This window comes from Methanoregula sp., assembly GCF_028712425.1.
GTDB lineage: Archaea > Halobacteriota > Methanomicrobia > Methanomicrobiales > Methanospirillaceae > Methanoregula.
Map to the genome: position 1 here is coordinate 51,268 of NZ_JAQTQD010000010.1, position 14,946 is coordinate 66,213.

Annotated in this window: 17 protein-coding genes; 15 read left to right on the forward strand and 2 right to left on the reverse strand. The window is 56.3% G+C overall.

The genetic code is table 11. The annotated features are described in order from the left end of the window. The first annotated feature begins 113 nt into the window (after nucleotides 1–113). Genes mcrB through mcrA form a run of 5 tightly spaced genes read left to right on the forward strand, consistent with a single transcriptional unit; the run spans nucleotide 114 to nucleotide 5,016 of the window. Complete coding sequence (gene mcrB / locus PHF39_RS07110) at nucleotides 114–1,427, forward strand: coenzyme-B sulfoethylthiotransferase subunit beta (protein WP_300222216.1); 1,314 nt, start codon at nucleotides 114–116, stop codon at nucleotides 1,425–1,427. Between the two features lie 15 nt (nucleotides 1,428–1,442). Next, on the forward strand, nucleotides 1,443–1,913 hold the full coding sequence (gene mcrD, locus PHF39_RS07115) for a methyl-coenzyme M reductase operon protein D (protein ID WP_300222221.1): 471 nt from the start codon (nucleotides 1,443–1,445) through the stop codon (nucleotides 1,911–1,913). Between the two features lies 1 nt (nucleotide 1,914). Beyond that, nucleotides 1,915–2,550, forward strand: a complete 636-nt coding sequence (gene mcrC / locus PHF39_RS07120; protein WP_300222224.1) for a methyl-coenzyme M reductase I operon protein C — start codon at nucleotides 1,915–1,917, stop codon at nucleotides 2,548–2,550. A gap of 7 nt (nucleotides 2,551–2,557) precedes the next feature. Further along, a complete protein-coding gene (gene mcrG / locus PHF39_RS07125; RefSeq protein WP_300222227.1) occupies nucleotides 2,558–3,325 on the forward strand; it encodes a coenzyme-B sulfoethylthiotransferase subunit gamma in 768 nt (255 codons plus the stop codon). 2 nt (nucleotides 3,326–3,327) lie between these two features. Then, nucleotides 3,328–5,016, forward strand: a complete 1,689-nt coding sequence (mcrA, locus tag PHF39_RS07130) for a coenzyme-B sulfoethylthiotransferase subunit alpha (RefSeq protein WP_300222230.1) — start codon at nucleotides 3,328–3,330, stop codon at nucleotides 5,014–5,016. Nucleotides 5,017–5,689: 673 nt separating this feature from the next. Here mcrA and PHF39_RS07135 read toward each other — a convergent pair. Next, complete coding sequence (locus tag PHF39_RS07135; protein ID WP_300222233.1) at nucleotides 5,690–6,172, reverse strand: DUF2124 domain-containing protein; 483 nt, start codon at nucleotides 6,170–6,172, stop codon at nucleotides 5,690–5,692. Nucleotides 6,173–6,277: 105 nt separating this feature from the next. Here PHF39_RS07135 and PHF39_RS07140 point away from each other — a divergent pair, with 105 nt between their 5' ends. The 10 genes from PHF39_RS07140 (at nucleotide 6,278) to mtrH (ending at nucleotide 14,012) form a co-directional block, all read left to right on the forward strand. Continuing rightward, complete coding sequence (locus tag PHF39_RS07140) at nucleotides 6,278–7,432, forward strand: TIGR04083 family peptide-modifying radical SAM enzyme (protein ID WP_300222236.1); 1,155 nt, start codon at nucleotides 6,278–6,280, stop codon at nucleotides 7,430–7,432. 37 nt (nucleotides 7,433–7,469) lie between these two features. Then, nucleotides 7,470–8,072 carry a DNA-3-methyladenine glycosylase gene (locus PHF39_RS07145; RefSeq protein WP_300222239.1) on the forward strand — a complete coding sequence of 201 codons (603 nt, stop codon included), beginning with the start codon at nucleotides 7,470–7,472 and terminating at the stop codon, nucleotides 8,070–8,072. Nucleotides 8,073–8,389: 317 nt separating this feature from the next. Next, nucleotides 8,390–9,289, forward strand: a complete 900-nt coding sequence (gene mtrE / locus PHF39_RS07150) for a tetrahydromethanopterin S-methyltransferase subunit E (protein WP_300222242.1) — start codon at nucleotides 8,390–8,392, stop codon at nucleotides 9,287–9,289. Further along, nucleotides 9,286–10,122 carry a tetrahydromethanopterin S-methyltransferase subunit D gene (gene mtrD, locus PHF39_RS07155; RefSeq protein ID WP_300222245.1) on the forward strand — a complete coding sequence of 279 codons (837 nt, stop codon included), beginning with the start codon at nucleotides 9,286–9,288 and terminating at the stop codon, nucleotides 10,120–10,122. Before mtrE ends, mtrD begins: the two co-directional genes overlap by 4 nt. A 10-nt stretch (nucleotides 10,123–10,132) precedes the next feature. Beyond that, the gene (gene mtrC / locus PHF39_RS07160; RefSeq protein WP_300222248.1) at nucleotides 10,133–10,981 is read left to right on the forward strand and encodes a tetrahydromethanopterin S-methyltransferase subunit MtrC; all 849 of its coding nucleotides are present in this window, start codon (nucleotides 10,133–10,135) and stop codon (nucleotides 10,979–10,981) included. Between the two features lies 1 nt (nucleotide 10,982). Continuing rightward, on the forward strand, nucleotides 10,983–11,276 hold the full coding sequence (gene mtrB, locus PHF39_RS07165; RefSeq protein ID WP_300222251.1) for a tetrahydromethanopterin S-methyltransferase subunit MtrB: 294 nt from the start codon (nucleotides 10,983–10,985) through the stop codon (nucleotides 11,274–11,276). A 1-nt stretch (nucleotide 11,277) separates the two neighbouring features. Further along, a complete protein-coding gene (gene mtrA, locus PHF39_RS07170) occupies nucleotides 11,278–12,000 on the forward strand; it encodes a tetrahydromethanopterin S-methyltransferase subunit A (RefSeq protein ID WP_300222254.1) in 723 nt (240 codons plus the stop codon). Between the two features lie 5 nt (nucleotides 12,001–12,005). Beyond that, the gene (locus PHF39_RS07175) at nucleotides 12,006–12,209 is read left to right on the forward strand and encodes a tetrahydromethanopterin S-methyltransferase subunit F (RefSeq protein ID WP_300222256.1); all 204 of its coding nucleotides are present in this window, start codon (nucleotides 12,006–12,008) and stop codon (nucleotides 12,207–12,209) included. A gap of 10 nt (nucleotides 12,210–12,219) precedes the next feature. Continuing rightward, complete coding sequence (gene mtrA / locus PHF39_RS07180; RefSeq protein WP_300222258.1) at nucleotides 12,220–12,957, forward strand: tetrahydromethanopterin S-methyltransferase subunit A; 738 nt, start codon at nucleotides 12,220–12,222, stop codon at nucleotides 12,955–12,957. Nucleotides 12,958–12,974: 17 nt separating this feature from the next. Then, the gene (mtrH, locus tag PHF39_RS07185) at nucleotides 12,975–14,012 is read left to right on the forward strand and encodes a tetrahydromethanopterin S-methyltransferase subunit H (protein ID WP_300222261.1); all 1,038 of its coding nucleotides are present in this window, start codon (nucleotides 12,975–12,977) and stop codon (nucleotides 14,010–14,012) included. 217 nt (nucleotides 14,013–14,229) lie between these two features. Here mtrH and PHF39_RS07190 read toward each other — a convergent pair whose 3' ends face one another. After that, on the reverse strand, nucleotides 14,230–14,856 hold the full coding sequence (locus PHF39_RS07190) for a tetratricopeptide repeat protein (protein WP_300222264.1): 627 nt from the start codon (nucleotides 14,854–14,856) through the stop codon (nucleotides 14,230–14,232). Nucleotides 14,857–14,946: the final 90 nt, after the last annotated feature.

Here is a 14,946-nt window from a genome sequence, read left to right on the forward strand (position 1 = left end):
TTTAGGGGACGTGCAATAGCGACTTTCATTCATGACTCGTGTTCCTGAAGAGGACACGCTCTCGTTCAGCGACAGTATTGTATCGCGGTTAAATGAAATTTGGAGGAATTCAAATGGCAAAATACAAAGACACAATCGACCTCTACGACGATGAGGGTAAGCTCTTAAAGAGCAACGTCGCACTCGACAAGATCAGTCCCCTGAAAAACAAGGGAACCACTGGTATCATCGACCTTACCAAGAGGACCGTTGCAGTCAACCTTGGCGGTATCGAGGACGCACTCAAGACCGGTAAGATGGGCGGCAAGGCCAACCAGATTCTCGGCCGCAGCATGAGCTGCAGCTGTGTCAAGGACTGCGATGCACTCGCAGCCAAGATCAAGGACATGGTCCAGGTCGAAGCCGGTGACAACACCAAGATCACCAAGGTCGGCGGCGGCAAGATGCTCCTCGTCGAGGTCCCGTCTGCCCGGCTGAACGCGGCAGCAACCTACGATGCAGCATCGACCTGTGTCGCAGCAGCCACCACCTATGCACTGATTGAACAGTACAAGGTAGGTATGTTCGACGGCGCGTACGTCAAGGGTGCAGTCTGGGGTACCTACCCGCAGACCATGAGCATGGACGGCGGCAATATCGTCACCATCATGTCCATCCCGCAGAACAACGAAGGCCTCGGCTATGCACTGCGCAACATCCCGGCAAACCACGCGGTCATGATGACCCACCGGAACGCAATGCAGGCAGCAGCCCTCATGTCGACCTTTGAACAGGCCGGCGAATTCGAGATGGGCGCCGCAATCGGCCCGTTCGAGCGTGCCCAGCTCCTGCTCTACGGGTACCAGGGACTCAACGCAAACAACATCGTCTACGAACTCGTCAAGAAGAACGGCAAGACCGGAACCATCGGTACTGTCGTCCAGAGCCTTGTCGAGCGTGCCATTGAGGACAAGGTCATCAAGGCAGGCAAGAAGGGCAAGAGCGGCTACATCTTCTACGAGACCAAGGACCCCATGCTCTGGAACGCCTACGCATCCGCAGGCACCCTCGCTGCAACCATGGTCAACTGTGGTGCAGGACGGTTCGCCCAGGCAGTCTCCGCAACCCTGCTCTACTTCAACGACCTGCTCGAGCACGAGACCGGCCTCCCAGGCTCCGACTACGGTCGTGCAATGGGTGTCGCAGTCGGGTTCTCGTTCTTCAGCCACTCGATCTATGGTGGCGGCGGCCCCGGTACCTTCAACGGTAACCACGTCGTGACCCGCCACGCAGCCGGTGTCGGTATGCCCTGTATCGCAGCCGCATGCGCACTGGATGCAGGTACCCAGATGTTCGGCCCCGAGGCCACATCCAAGGTCTACCAGGACACCTTCGGCCAGATTGACGCGTTCAAGAAGCCGATGCAGGCAGTTGCAAAGGGTGTATAACCCCATTCGATACAAATGACGGAAGCCACGTTCCCCCAGTGCAGGGTTGACTCCGAACGGTTCATGAACCCCGAGACAACCGAACGCCTGCTGAACCAGATCATATCAGTGCCCGGAGTGCGGCGCATGGTCCTGAACGGACCACGCCTCCCGGCAACAGTTCCCTACGGCCCTTCCAAGGGCATCGCAAATCCCCATCCCATGCGGAAAACCATCCGCGTCGGTGACCAGGAGATGGAACTGCAGGTTCACGTAGGCACGGTCCTCTTAGAGCTCGAGAACCGGGATATCATCCCTGCGCTGAAAGCCGCAATCGAACCGGTGTTCAGGGATTTTTCTTTCCATATAAAGGAAGGCAGGTTCATGAAGACCGAACCGTCGCTTGTGGATTTCTGCAAGTACGGACCGGATGCGGACAAGGAAATTATCGGCCTTGCTGATCCAAACAGCAGGTCAAAACCCATAATCATCCAGGGAACCAAATAAGATGCCAATCGGACGAGTAACCCAGGTTGTTGACTGCCGCGAGGCGATGGGCATGGGTAAAGGAGGCGGGCTCGCCCAAAGGGGCACCATCTCCGAATGCCGGTACCCGGATGTCATCGTGGTCGGGATGTCCCCCGGACGCCGCCACGTGACCAAGCCGGTCTGCGATATCACCTCAGGCCTGCGACAGCAGGGCGTTGAATACAGCATCAGTACGCTGGTGCTGAACGCCGGAAGCGGCGTACCTGCGGACGCACCGAAACTTGCCGGTGGCGTCCTTGGCGCTGCAATGGGACTCACCGATAAAGAGATCGCACAGATTGAGAAACACAAAGTCGCCATCCTTCACCACGGGAACGTACGTTCCCATGTCGTCGAGAAGGTCAGGTATATTCTTCAGGCCTGTGATGTGAAGGCAATTGTCGTTTCCCAGTGCCCTGTTGATTTTGAGGATTTCGCAAAGGCGGGTGTGAAGACACCGGTCGTGATGCCGCCTGAAGACAAGATCCGGACCAAAGGTACGGTGATGTCCATCGTGAGCGGCGTAACCCGGGGCCAGACCCCCACGCGCGAAAAGATGGCAGAAGTCATTTCATCCGTAATGAGAATCGTGAAAAAGAAAGATTCATTGGAGTGATATAACAATGGCATACAAACCCCAGTATGGGCCCGGCCAGTCTGTACCCGCCGCTAACAGGCGCAAGCAGATGGACCCCAGCCGCAAGCTCGCAAAGCTTCGTGATGTTTCCGACAAGGACCTCGTCCTCGTCATGGGACACCGTGCACCCGGCTCTGCATACCCGAGCGCCCACCCGCCGCTCTCCGAGCAGCAGGAGCCCGCCTGCCCGATCCGCAAGATCGTAACCCCCACCGACGGTGCAAAGGCCGGCGACCGCGTCCGCTACATCCAGTTCTCCGACTCGATGTACAACGCACCCTGCCAGCCCTACCAGCGGAGCTACCTCGAGGCATACCGCTTCCGCGGCATTGACCCGGGTACCCTGTCCGGCCGTCAGATCGTCGAGTGCCGCGAACGCGACCTCGAGAAGTACGCCAAGGAACTTGTCGGAACCGAGCTCTTTGATACCGCACTTACCGGCATCCGCGGCTGCACTGTCCACGGACACTCCCTCCGTCTCGACGAGAACGGCATGATGTTCGACATGCTCCAGCGTGCTGTCATCGACAAGAAGTCCGGCGTTGTCAAGATTGTCAAGGACCAGGTCGGTGTCCCGCTCGACGCCGAAGTCAAGCTCGGCAAGGCAATGGACGCAAAGTGGCTCAAGGCAAACACCACCATGTTCCACTCAGTATCCGGCGTTGGCTTCCGGGACGACCCCGAGTACGTTGAGTACATCCAGCGCATCCACTCGCTCAGGACCAAGTACGGCTTCATGCCCAAGGAGGCATAATTATGGCAAAATCAGCAAAGATTGAGAGGACGCAGAAGCTCTTCCTGAAGGCAATGAAGGAGAAGTTCGCAGAGGACCCCCAGGCACAGGCAACCGTCTTCAAGCGCGAAGGCCTCAAGCAGTCCCCCAGGAAGATGGAGTTCCTCAAGGCCAGCAAGGCTGTCGAGATGGAACGCGGCATCTCCATGTACGACCCGGCCCGCTGCCACTGCGGTGGTATCCCGCTCGGTCAGCGCCAGCTGATGACTTACGAGATCAGCACCACCGGCGTCTTCGTCGAGGGTGATGACTGCCACTTCGTCAACAACGCTGCCATGCAGCAGATGTGGGACGACATCCGCAGGACCATCATCGTCGGCCTCGACCTTGCCCACGGCACCTTACAGAAGCGTCTCGGCAAGGAAGTCACCCCTGAGACTATCAACGAGTACCTCCACGTGCTGAACCACGCAATGCCCGGTGCAGCAGTCGTGCAGGAACACATGGTCGAGACCCACCCGGGCCTCGTTGACGACTGCTACGTCAAGGTCTTCACGGGCGACGACGAGATGGCAGACGACCTCGAGCCCCAGTTCGTCTTAAACGTCGACAAGCTCTTCCCGGCAAAGCAGGCAGCCCAGCTCAAGGCAGCTGTCGGCAAGTCCATGTGGCAGGCTGTCCACATCCCGACCATCGTCTCCAGGACCTGCGACGGCGGAACCACCTCCCGGTGGTCTGCAATGCAGATCGGTATGTCCTTCATCGGCGCCTACAAGATGTGCGCTGGTGAGGCAGCAGTCGCTGACCTCGCATTCGCCGCTAAGCACGCCGGTGTCATCCAGATGGCAGACATCCTGCCCGCACGGCGTGCACGTGGCCCGAACGAGCCCGGTGGCATCAAGTTCGGACACTTCGCCGACATGATCCAGGCCGACCGCAAGTACCCCAACGACCCCGTCAGGTCATCCCTTGAAATCGTCGCTGGTGGCTGCATGCTCTTCGACCAGATCTGGCTCGGCAGCTACATGTCCGGCGGTGTCGGATTCACCCAGTATGCAACCGCTGCATACACCGACAACATCCTTGACGACTTCACCAGCTACGGTGTCGACTACGTCAAGAAGAAGCACGGCGCCCTCGGCAAGGTCAAGGCAACTCAGGAGACTGTCAACGACATCGCCTCCGAGGTTACCCTCTACGGTATGGAACAGTACGAACAGTTCCCGACCACCCTCGAGAGCCACTTCGGCGGCTCACAGCGTGCAACCGTCCTCGCAGCAGCATCCGGTGTCTCAACGGCACTCGCAACGGCAAACTCCAACGCCGGTCTCAACGGCTGGTACATGTCCATGCTGATGCACAAGGAAGCCTGGTCACGTCTCGGCTTCTTCGGCTACGACCTGCAGGACCAGTGCGGTTCCGCAAACACCCTCTCCGTCAGGCCCGACGAAGGTCTCCTTGGAGAACTCCGTGGACCGAACTACCCGAACTACGCAATGAACGTCGGTCACCAGGGCGGATACGCCGGTATTGCCGGTGCCTCCCACATTGCCCGCGGCGATGCCTGGGCACTGTCCCCGCTGATCAAGATCACGTTCTCCGACCCCTCGCTCAAGTTCGACTTCTCCGAGGTACGCCGCGAGTTCGCAAAGGGTGCAATCCGCGAGTTCATGCCTGCCGGCGAGCGCTCGCTCATCATCCCCGCGAAGTAAGCACGGATCCCCACCTACCAAATTTTTTTTTCTTTTTCCGACAGGTCATCAGACCTGGAGGACGAGAAGAAACCGCAGGTTTCTTCGAATTAATATCCCGATTGCAGGTGCGATCACAAACGTAATCCCAGATCCTGATTTCATTTTCACAATCAACAGCTCCTTAACCAGAAGCATGAGAAGAACCTCAAAGCCTTCTTTTGAATCACGATCATGATCACAAAAAAGTTCCCGGCCGGTTTCAAAAGCACGTTTACCCTGCCCGACCCCCCTTGGCTTCCCATGGACGAAAATTGCCGCATTTTCCGACGAAATTTCAACTGGAAATCAAGGTCTTTTTTACCACTTGAAAAAGGGGGGTCGGGCAGGGGAAGAATTTTCGTTCGCGGAACAGGGGCGATCTTTTTTGCAGTAAATTCCTGGGGAAACACTGGCCCGGGCAGGCTGGTCTGGTCACCAGTCAGGGGCCAATTATAACTCTTTTTACAAAATTTCAGGAGGATTGACGAGATTCTCCCGGGAACGTAAACTGTGCAATAATCAGAAAAATAGTGAACAGACCGGGATTTTTTTACAATCACGATCACAAAAAGGATGAATTACCCCAGCCCGACCCCCCTCACGGCCCTGCCGGCAGGTACAATGGTGGAGAGAAAAAAGGATGGGAAGAACCTTATTTTGTCACTTCAACCGGGTCGATATTCGCATCGATCAAACAGTCGAACGAGACGGTATTGAGCCAGCCGGCTTTCTCAAACATGTGCATGAAACAGACACCAATCACCGCTGATCCGGCATGCTTCCCGATCACAGCCTTCACCTGCTCAGCCTTGACCGGAACATTGGGCATCGAAAGCCCGCCCATGATGACAAGCGCTTTTGGCTTCAGGGCCGGTGCCGGTGCATTTGCCTGCATCCCGACATTATCGACATGGACAAGCTTTTTCGCCTTCGTCTCGTCCACATACGGGACAAAGACCTGCTCCAGTTCGAGCGAGCGGAGGGCAAACCCGAGCAGCTCGACAAAGGGAGTGCAGGTGCCCGGAACGCCATAGTAGACAATCTGGTCGCCCTTTTTCAGGCCCTTTGACTCAATAAACTCCTTGAACGGGCGCAGGATGCCCGGGACGCCGTGGAACACTTCTTTTGTCGCCATAGATCAACAATCATGCCGCAAGATGATAAGGATTTTTTAATTCCTCAAAAAAGTGTAAGACGGGATAATAACTCTTTTACCCTGCCGGAGGGAACGTTTGGGATAATGAAGAATCCGTTCCACATCATGATCATCCCGACGCTGGGTTGCCCGGGTAAGTGCAAATACTGCTGGAGCTCGGAGGAGGGATCACCGGTCATGACCATTGACACGGTCCGGGATATCGTGGAATGGCTTAAGGGATTCCGGAAGGACCGGGTGACCTTCACCTTCCACGGGGGGGAGCCGCTCCTTGCCGGGGCAGAGTTTTACCGGCAGGCGCTGCCGATGCTGGCCGGTGAACTCAGCGAACTTACCCCCGATTTTGCCATGCAGACCAACCTCTGGCGGATGACACCGGAGATTGCCTCTGTCCTTGCGGAATACCATGTCCCCCTTGGCTCAAGCATCGACGGCCCGGAGGAGATCACGGATTCCCAGAGGGGCGAGGGCTATTACGAGAAATGCATGAAGGGGTACGAGATCGCAAAGGCAGCTGGATTGCAGGTGCGGTTCATCTGCACGTTCACCAACAAATCAGTGAAGCACAAAGAAGCGATCTTCACGTTCTTCAAGGAGAAGGGCTTTGTCTTAAAACTCCACCCGGCACTGCCGTCGCTCCGTTCCGAGAACCCGAAGGAATGGGCGCTGGAACCGGAGGAGTATGGAGCACTGCTGGTCTTCCTCCTCGACAAGGCGCTCGACAACCTCGGGAAGGTCGAGGTGATGAATATCAACGACCTCTGCCGCTGCGTCTTCACCCGACGGGGATCGGTCTGTACCTACGTTGACTGCATGGGCAGCACCTTTGCCATTGGCCCGGACGGGAGCATCTACCCCTGCTACCGCTTCGTGGGCATGCCGGAGTGGGTGATGGCCAATGTCCGGGACAGGCCAACGATGGAGCAGCTGATGCAATCGGAGCCAGGGAAGCGGATGACGGCGTTTTCGGCCTACGTGGACTCCGCCTGCAAAGACTGTTCGCATATCCGGTACTGCCGGGGAGGATGCCCGTACAATGCCATCGCCCCGTCGGGAGGATCGCTTGAGGGTGTGGACCCGCACTGCACAGCCTACAAGCGGATCTTCGATGAGCTCAATGACCGGCTGAACGAGGAGATGTATGCGGAATCCCCTGCGGGAATGGATTTTGGGATGCCGGCAGCACACAAAAAACGACCCGGCGTGATGGCGCTGATGCGGTCGATTGTGGCGAAGTAACCGCCAACGGCTCCACGGTTTTTCAAGGGTGGCTGTCATGAAGAAATTCCGGTATGGCAGGACCGAGATCGATCACCTGAAAAATCGCGACAGGCACCTTGGGGCTGCCATCGATGAGATCGGGATGATCGAACGGGAGGTGAGACCCGATCTCTTCACCGCGCTGGTTGCAAGCGTGGCAAGCCAGCAGATCTCGGCAAAGGCAGCGGAGACTGTCTGGCAACGGATGGAAGAGAGACTTAAAACGATCACACCTTCATCCATTGCCGGCGCCACTCCCGAAGAGATCCAGCAGTGCGGCATGTCGATGAGAAAGGCCGGCTACATCAAGGGAATCGGGGTGGCTGTGACTAATGGCAGCCTCGACCTTGCCGGGCTCCATGAGCTTTCCGATGACGATGTTATTGCCCGCCTCTCGGCCCTGAACGGTGTAGGGATCTGGACTGCCGAGATGCTCCTCATCTTCTCGATGGAGCGCCCGGACGTCCTGAGCTGGGGCGATCTCGCGATCCGCAGGGGGATGATACACCTGTACGGAAAGAGTACCATCGACCGTCCAGCGTTCGAACGGTACCGGAAGCGGTATTCGCCGTATGGCTCGGTGGCATCGCTGTATTTGTGGGAACTATCGCACCGCTGACCATAAGACGGGGCGGACAGCCATTTCCTGACCGATCGGCAATCGTCGCCGGATTCTCCCCGGTCAACACAAACCCTCTTGCTTTGAACGCAACCAGACTTTCCTTAACACAAATTTTCATGATTAAAAAATCCGTAAAAGCGTCCAATTTTTAATTCGGGCTTAATATATCCTTCTACGGCGGAATAAATTCGAAACCTTTTAATCAAGATCCTTCCAACGTAAGACTGACCACAAAGAGTATTTACTATGTACTCGTTGTGCGTGGCATTGCATTTTGAATACTCTCGTGCATTCGCACGCAGGGAGGAGGCTAAATGGAACATATTGTATTTGGCATTGGAATTACTGCATTGACAGGAGCTCTTGCCACTGTAGCCGGTGCTGCAGAAGATACTGAATCCAACATCGGGTCCCAGGGTGACCCGAACTCACAGGTTCAGCTCGCACCGCAGATGGGTTTCCTGCACCGCATCTTCAACAAGGCGGTTGCAGGTGAACCCCCGGCATACGGTCTCTGGTGCTGTCTTGGCGCCGGATTCGCATGGGCATTCATGGCCATGCAGTTTAACGCGGTTCTTGCTATTGTTCTTGGTTCTGTACTCGCAGTCTTTGTACAGGGCGTCTATGCAACCACCGCTTACGTTGGCAGGACCGCGAGCCTGTCCAAGTTCGGGCAGCCGGTCTACGTGGACATCCTCAAGTCCATGACGACGGTTACCATGGCACACGCATTTATTGCGATCTTTGCAACCGTGACGATCTGCTACCTGATCAACACGGCACTGGGACACCCGTTCCCGCTGCCGCTGCTCGGTCTTATCTGGGGGATTGCACTCGGTGCAGCAGGATCTGCAACCGGTAACCCGTACTATGGAAAGGAACGCCAGTACCAGAACCAGAAGTTCGGTGCAGGAGTCCCGATCTCGGCATCCGGTAACATCGTCCGCTATGCAGAAGCAGGCGAGAGAAACTCTCTCGACAACGGCTGGTTCACCGCAAAGATCGGTGGTTCCGCGTCCGGTATCTGTTTCGGCCTGATTGTCTTCCTCGAACTCTGGCGTACCATTCTCTTTGAACAGATTGCCGCCGGGTGGGGTGCAATCGTCGTCGGTGTCCTCATCATCCTCGTCTTCACGGTCATAGACCGCTACATCGAGGTCTGGGCACGGAAGAACTACGGACCCTACACCGAAGCAAAGGAGGCATCCTCATGAGCGCAGTTGCAGCAAAGCCCGCAGCGGGCGGCGCAATCAACTGGACTGCAATGGCAGTCGGCGTCGTGATGTTCCTCATCCTCATGGGGATCTGCTATTACTTCTACCCGACCGGACTCATGCCGCTGCTTCTTATCGTAGTCGGCGGTGTCATGATCGGTTTCGGTGTCCACTTCGTCCCGGTCGGCGGTGCACCCGCTGCAATGGGACAGGCTCCCGGTATTGCGACCGGTGTCGCGATGCTTGCAGCCGGTGGCGGTCTCGCCGGTCTCTTCGGCGGTGCATGGGCAGCAGCAGCAGGGCAGGACGCCCTCGTTGTCGTCATCACCGGCGGTATTGGCGGCGGCCTGATGATGGCCATCACCTGTATGATGGTGAACTTCGTCTACGTCTTCGGCATGGGTATCCCGGCAGCATCTGGTAAGGTCGCAAACGACCCCATTACTGGTGACAGCCAGGCAGAATTCAAGTCCCAGGGTACCGAAGGACACGGCCTTCCGTTCGTCTCGTTCGTCGGCGGTGTCATCGGCGGTCTCTTCGCAGGTGCAGGCGGTACGCTCATCTACCTTGAACTTCTCGAAGTCTACAAGGCAGCGCTCCCCGGCGTCATGCAGATCACCGCAGCACAGGTACTCCCGATTGCCATTTCCGCAGCAGGTATGTTCGCCGTGGGCATGTTCCTCGTGAACGCAGTGCTTACCGCGTACAACATTACGGGAACCATCGAAGGACCCCACGACCCGAAGTTCAAGCGCTGGCCCCGGTCAGTCGTTGCATCCGCAGTTGCATCTGCACTCTGCGGCCTTGTGGCGATCCTGATCGTTGCACTCTGAGGTGTTGAAGATGACAGTAAAAGTTGAAGTAATTGAAGGCGGCATCCCGCACAATAAGATTATGATTGCGGGTATTGTCAGCACACTCGTCTGTCTCTACCTGACCTACCTCAATGTGCTCACCTCCACCGAGATGTTCTCATTCTTCGGCGGCCTTGCGGTGATCGCGGCATTGATCTGGGGAAGCCACACCATCAAGGTACTGTGCAGTTACGGTATCGGTACCGGTGTGCCCTCGGCAGGTATGATCGCATTCGGCTCGGGAGTTATCGCCATGCTGCTTGCTACCAAGTTCGGCTTCTATGCGCCGATCGTGGCAGCAGTCCTTGCAGCCGTTATCGGTTTCATCCTCGGGTATGTTTCCAACAACATCCTGAACATGAAGATCCCGGCCATGGTCCAGTCACTGACCGAGATGGCAGTTGTCGGTGCACTGACCCTTATGGGTTTTGCAGCACTCATCACCGGCGGGTTCACCTTTGCAGGCCTGACAACAGGACACGTAACCGTCATGGGTATGACCCTGTTGACCCACGAACAGTCATTCCTCGGGGGATGCCTGATTGCGGTCGCATTCCTGCTCGGGGCAATTGCAATCCAGCACCCGTTCAACGCGTGCCTCGGACCCGGCTGGCAGCAGGACCGCATGCTCATGCTCACCGCAGAGTGCGGGTTCCTCTCCATGATCGCAGCAGCCATCATGTCCTTTGCCTTAATCAGCACGGGATCGGCAATCATCTCGCTGCTCATCGCGATCATCGGCTGGGTATACACCTACAAGGAATACATGGTGCTCTCGAAGCGCGATGCAGCAGCATGGCTCGATGCAAAACCGATTCCTGAAGTGGAGGGACACTAACATGGGATACGTAATTGTACTCCCGGAATTCGGCCTTGTTGCCGACCCCGTAATCGGTGTCGTGACCTCGGCAGGAGAATCACTCGCACCGGTCATTGAGAAGGTCGCAGTCCTTGAAGCAACCAGTGACGACCTCGTCAACATGCTCTCAGGAGAAGGCAACCTCCTGGCCTCGTTCCCGAATAGGGAGAGCGGCCTTGCAATCGGCGGTACTATCACTTCGTTCTGGTATGGTCTTGCAGTCGGATTACTCATTGCAGGAATCATCGCATTCCAGATGATCAAGGTGGTCTAACATGGCAGACAAGAAATCACCAGCAAGTGGCTGGCCACTCATCAAGGGTGACTTCCACTCAGGAGACGCAAACAGCCCGGTGGCTGTCGTCACCATGGGTTCACACCTTGACGAACAGGGTATCTGCGATGCCGGCGCGGCACTCTGCGGATCCTGTAAGACTGAAAACCTCGGTCTCGAAAAGGTCATCGCCAACGTTATCGCCAACCCCAATATCAGGTTCGTCCTCTTCGTCGGTACTGAAGTCAAGGGTCACCTCTCCGGCCAGACCTTCGCTGCACTCCACAAGAACGGGGTCAAGGAAGGTAGGGTCGTCGGCGCTGAAGGTGCTATTCCCTTCATCGAGAACCTCACTGACGTCAACATCAAGCGCTTCCAGGAACAGGTTGAGATCGTCAACATCATGGAAAGCGAAGATCTCGGCGCTATCAAGGCCAAGATCAACGAACTCAAGGCTAAAGACCCGGGTGCGTTCGCTGCCGATGCAATGGTCGTCGAAGTCAAGGAAGCTGCCGGTGGGGCCGAAGAAGCTGGCGGGGAAGCCCGTCCGCTCTCTGGCGAGATGGCACTGATCACTGCCCGCATGAAAGTCATCGAGAAGATGGTGACGGATATCGGATACCGGGACAAGTTTGCCGCCGGGGTCTATGCAGGTAAGATCGAAGGCCTGATGATCGGTCTGATCGTCTCGTTTGCCCTGGTCGGATTACTCATGCTGGGGTGAAAAAGATGGCAGAAGAAGCAAAATCAACCGGACCGGTCAGGATGGTGGCGATCGAGAACATGGTGGAGAACATCCGCTACAAGTCGCAGATCCTCGCCAGGACCAACAAGATTGACTCGGCAGTCACCGCAAGCGGTTTAGTCGGGTTCACGGCAGGGTTACTCCTTGCATTGATCCTGATCGTGCTGCCTGTAGTACTGGTGGGATGAGGTGAACAAGATGGTAGACAAGAAATCACCAGCAAGTGGCTGGCCACTCATCAAGGGTGACTTCCACTCAGGAGACGCAAACAGCCCGGTGGCTGTCGTCACCATGGGTTCACACCTTGACGAACAGGGTATCTGCGATGCCGGCGCGGCACTCTGCGGATCCTGTAAGACTGAAAACCTCGGTCTCGAAAAGGTCATCGCCAACGTTATCGCCAACCCCAATATCAGGTTCGTCCTCTTCGTCGGTACTGAAGTCAAGGGTCACCTCTCCGGCCAGACCTTCGCTGCACTCCACAAGAACGGGGTCAAGGAAGGTAGGGTCATCGGCGCTGAAGGTGCTATTCCCTTCATCGAGAACCTCACTGACGTCAACATCAAGCGCTTCCAGGAACAGGTTGAGATCGTCAACATCATGGAAACCGAAGATGTCGGTGCAGTCAAGGCAAAGATCAACGAACTCAAGGCGAAAGACCCGGGTGCGTTCTCTGCCGATGCCATGGTCGTCGAAGTCAAGGAAGCTGCCGGTGGGCAGGAAGTAGGCGCCGCAAGTGCTAACCCCCAGTTCCTCGAGATCGAGAAACGCCTCGACAAGATCGAGAAGAAACTCGAGTTCGTGGATGCGGAAGTTGCACAGCGTGTTGGACGAAAGATCGGACGGGATATCGGTATACTGTACGGCCTGATGGCAGGCGTTATGGTATTTATCATGCTGTTGTTCCTGTTCCAGAAATTAATGGCAATGGTATAATGGAGGTGTAATAGAACATGTTCAGATTCGAAAAAGAACAGAGCGTCTGGGACTTCAACGGCACCATGATTGGTGGACAGCCTGGCGAGTACCCGACCGTACTGGGTGCCTCAATCTTCTACAACAAGCACGAGTGCGTGCTTGATGACAAGACTGGCAAGATCGACAAGGCAAAGGCAGAGGCTCTCTGGAACCGCTGCCAGGTCCTCTCTGATGCAACCGGCATCCCGCACTTCATCCAGATCATCGCGGAATACGGCGAAGCGTTCGAGAGCTACTTCAGCTGGTTCGACTCGATCGACAACAAGACCGCGTTCCTGATGGACTCATCAGTGCCTGCGGCACTTGCCCACGCCTGCAAGTACGTGACCGAAGTCGGTCTTGCAAAGCGTGCGATCTACAACTCGATCAACGGGTCAATCCTGCCCGAGAGCATCGAGGCACTCAAGAACAGTGACGTCGATGCAGCTATCGTCCTCGCCTTCAACCCTGCCGACCCCTCGGTCGCAGGAAGGGAGAAGGTGCTCGTAGAGGGCGGCGTTGCAGGTCAGACCAAGGGTATGCTCGAGATTGCAGAGTACTGCGGTATCACGCGCCCGATCCTCGACACTGCAGCAACCCCGCTCGGCCTTGGAAGCGGCGGCTCGTACCGTGAGATCCTTGCCTGCAAGGCAATCCACGGCTACCCGACCGGTGGCGCATACCACAACATGACCGTCTCCTGGACCTGGCTCAAGCGCTGGAAGGGTACCTCAAAGACCCCCTCACAGCTTGCAGCAGGATACGAGGGCAAGGATGTCCTCCTCAAGCAGATGTCCCACCACTACCTTGGCGGTATTGAGGGCATCAAGCAGGCCGCATGGTCCGCACCCGATATTGGCTGCAACATGATTGCCTCCACCCTCGGTGCAGACCTTATCATGTACGGACCCATCGAGAACGTTGAAGCAATGATCACCGCACAGGCCTACACGGACATCACCGTCCTCGAGGCAACCCGCCAGCTCGGGATCGAGTGCAAGGCAGAAAGCCACCCAATCTTTAAACTCATTTAATTTTTTTTAACGAAGAACTTCGCGCAGCGAAGTTTGAGTTCGAGAAGAAATTCATCAGATTTCTTCGAGTTGGTGAGGATTCGAAGAACCCCAACCAGGAGAAGAATTCGCAGTAATTCTTCGACATTCGAAGGTCGGCTCCGCCTCCCTTCTCTATCTCGAAGTCCTGACGGACTTCTTCGATCCCAAAAAAAAGTTTTATCCCCGCCCTTCCGTTTCACCGTTTCCACGGGCCCTGGGGAAGGTTGACGACCCGGATCGCCTCGTCAGCTTCTTTTATCCGCCCGAGGTTACGCAGGGCGATGGCCTTATTGTACCAGACAAAGGAGTTGATGGGATTAAGCCCGATTGCCTTATCGAAATATGCGAGGGCCTCCTCGTTTTTCCCGAGTTCCCGCAGGGCAATGCCCTTTCCGGTCATGGCACGGATGTTCTTCGGGCTCTCCTCGAGGATCTTGTCGAAGCAGACAATCGCTTCCTCATGCCTTCCCAGCTCATTGAGGGAATATCCTTTATTGGCGATGGCAAAGGTGTACCCCGGGTCGAGGGCAAGGGCCCGGTCAAAGCACTGGATGGACTCGTCGTACCGGCGTATCTTGCGGAGTGTATACCCTTTCTCGAACCAGACCGAGACCAGGCCGGGATTGATAACGATTGCCTTGTCGTAACTGGCAATAGCATCCTCGTGCCGCCCGAGATCATAGTAGATCCTGCCCTTGTTCTCCAGGGCGGTGGTATTGTTCGGGTCGATCTCGAGGACCTGGTCATACAGGGATATCGCATCATCGTAGCGCCCGACTTTCATCTGGCGATGCGCCTTGTCCAAAACCGACGGTATATCCATACGACTCATAGTATCATTCACACGAGGGTAAATAATACCTTGCAGTTCTTCTTCCCGCGTGTACCTGCGGTCACGGTCTTCGGGAAATGG

What these genes read in the sequence shown, in the direction of transcription:
- mcrB (WP_300222216.1), top strand. Translation starts at nt 114, where the DNA reads ATGGCAAAATACAAAGACACAATCGACCTCTACGACGATGAGGGTAAG.
- mcrD (WP_300222221.1), top strand. Translation starts at nt 1,443, where the DNA reads ATGACGGAAGCCACGTTCCCCCAGTGCAGGGTTGACTCCGAACGGTTC.
- mcrC (WP_300222224.1), top strand. Translation starts at nt 1,915, where the DNA reads ATGCCAATCGGACGAGTAACCCAGGTTGTTGACTGCCGCGAGGCGATG.
- mcrG (WP_300222227.1), top strand. Translation starts at nt 2,558, where the DNA reads ATGGCATACAAACCCCAGTATGGGCCCGGCCAGTCTGTACCCGCCGCT.
- mcrA (WP_300222230.1), top strand. Translation starts at nt 3,328, where the DNA reads ATGGCAAAATCAGCAAAGATTGAGAGGACGCAGAAGCTCTTCCTGAAG.
- PHF39_RS07135 (WP_300222233.1), bottom strand. Translation starts at nt 6,172, where the DNA reads ATGGCGACAAAAGAAGTGTTCCACGGCGTCCCGGGCATCCTGCGCCCG.
- PHF39_RS07140 (WP_300222236.1), top strand. Translation starts at nt 6,278, where the DNA reads ATGAAGAATCCGTTCCACATCATGATCATCCCGACGCTGGGTTGCCCG.
- PHF39_RS07145 (WP_300222239.1), top strand. Translation starts at nt 7,470, where the DNA reads ATGAAGAAATTCCGGTATGGCAGGACCGAGATCGATCACCTGAAAAAT.
- mtrE (WP_300222242.1), top strand. Translation starts at nt 8,390, where the DNA reads ATGGAACATATTGTATTTGGCATTGGAATTACTGCATTGACAGGAGCT.
- mtrD (WP_300222245.1), top strand. Translation starts at nt 9,286, where the DNA reads ATGAGCGCAGTTGCAGCAAAGCCCGCAGCGGGCGGCGCAATCAACTGG.
- mtrC (WP_300222248.1), top strand. Translation starts at nt 10,133, where the DNA reads ATGACAGTAAAAGTTGAAGTAATTGAAGGCGGCATCCCGCACAATAAG.
- mtrB (WP_300222251.1), top strand. Translation starts at nt 10,983, where the DNA reads ATGGGATACGTAATTGTACTCCCGGAATTCGGCCTTGTTGCCGACCCC.
- mtrA (WP_300222254.1), top strand. Translation starts at nt 11,278, where the DNA reads ATGGCAGACAAGAAATCACCAGCAAGTGGCTGGCCACTCATCAAGGGT.
- PHF39_RS07175 (WP_300222256.1), top strand. Translation starts at nt 12,006, where the DNA reads ATGGCAGAAGAAGCAAAATCAACCGGACCGGTCAGGATGGTGGCGATC.
- mtrA (WP_300222258.1), top strand. Translation starts at nt 12,220, where the DNA reads ATGGTAGACAAGAAATCACCAGCAAGTGGCTGGCCACTCATCAAGGGT.
- mtrH (WP_300222261.1), top strand. Translation starts at nt 12,975, where the DNA reads ATGTTCAGATTCGAAAAAGAACAGAGCGTCTGGGACTTCAACGGCACC.
- PHF39_RS07190 (WP_300222264.1), bottom strand. Translation starts at nt 14,856, where the DNA reads ATGGATATACCGTCGGTTTTGGACAAGGCGCATCGCCAGATGAAAGTC.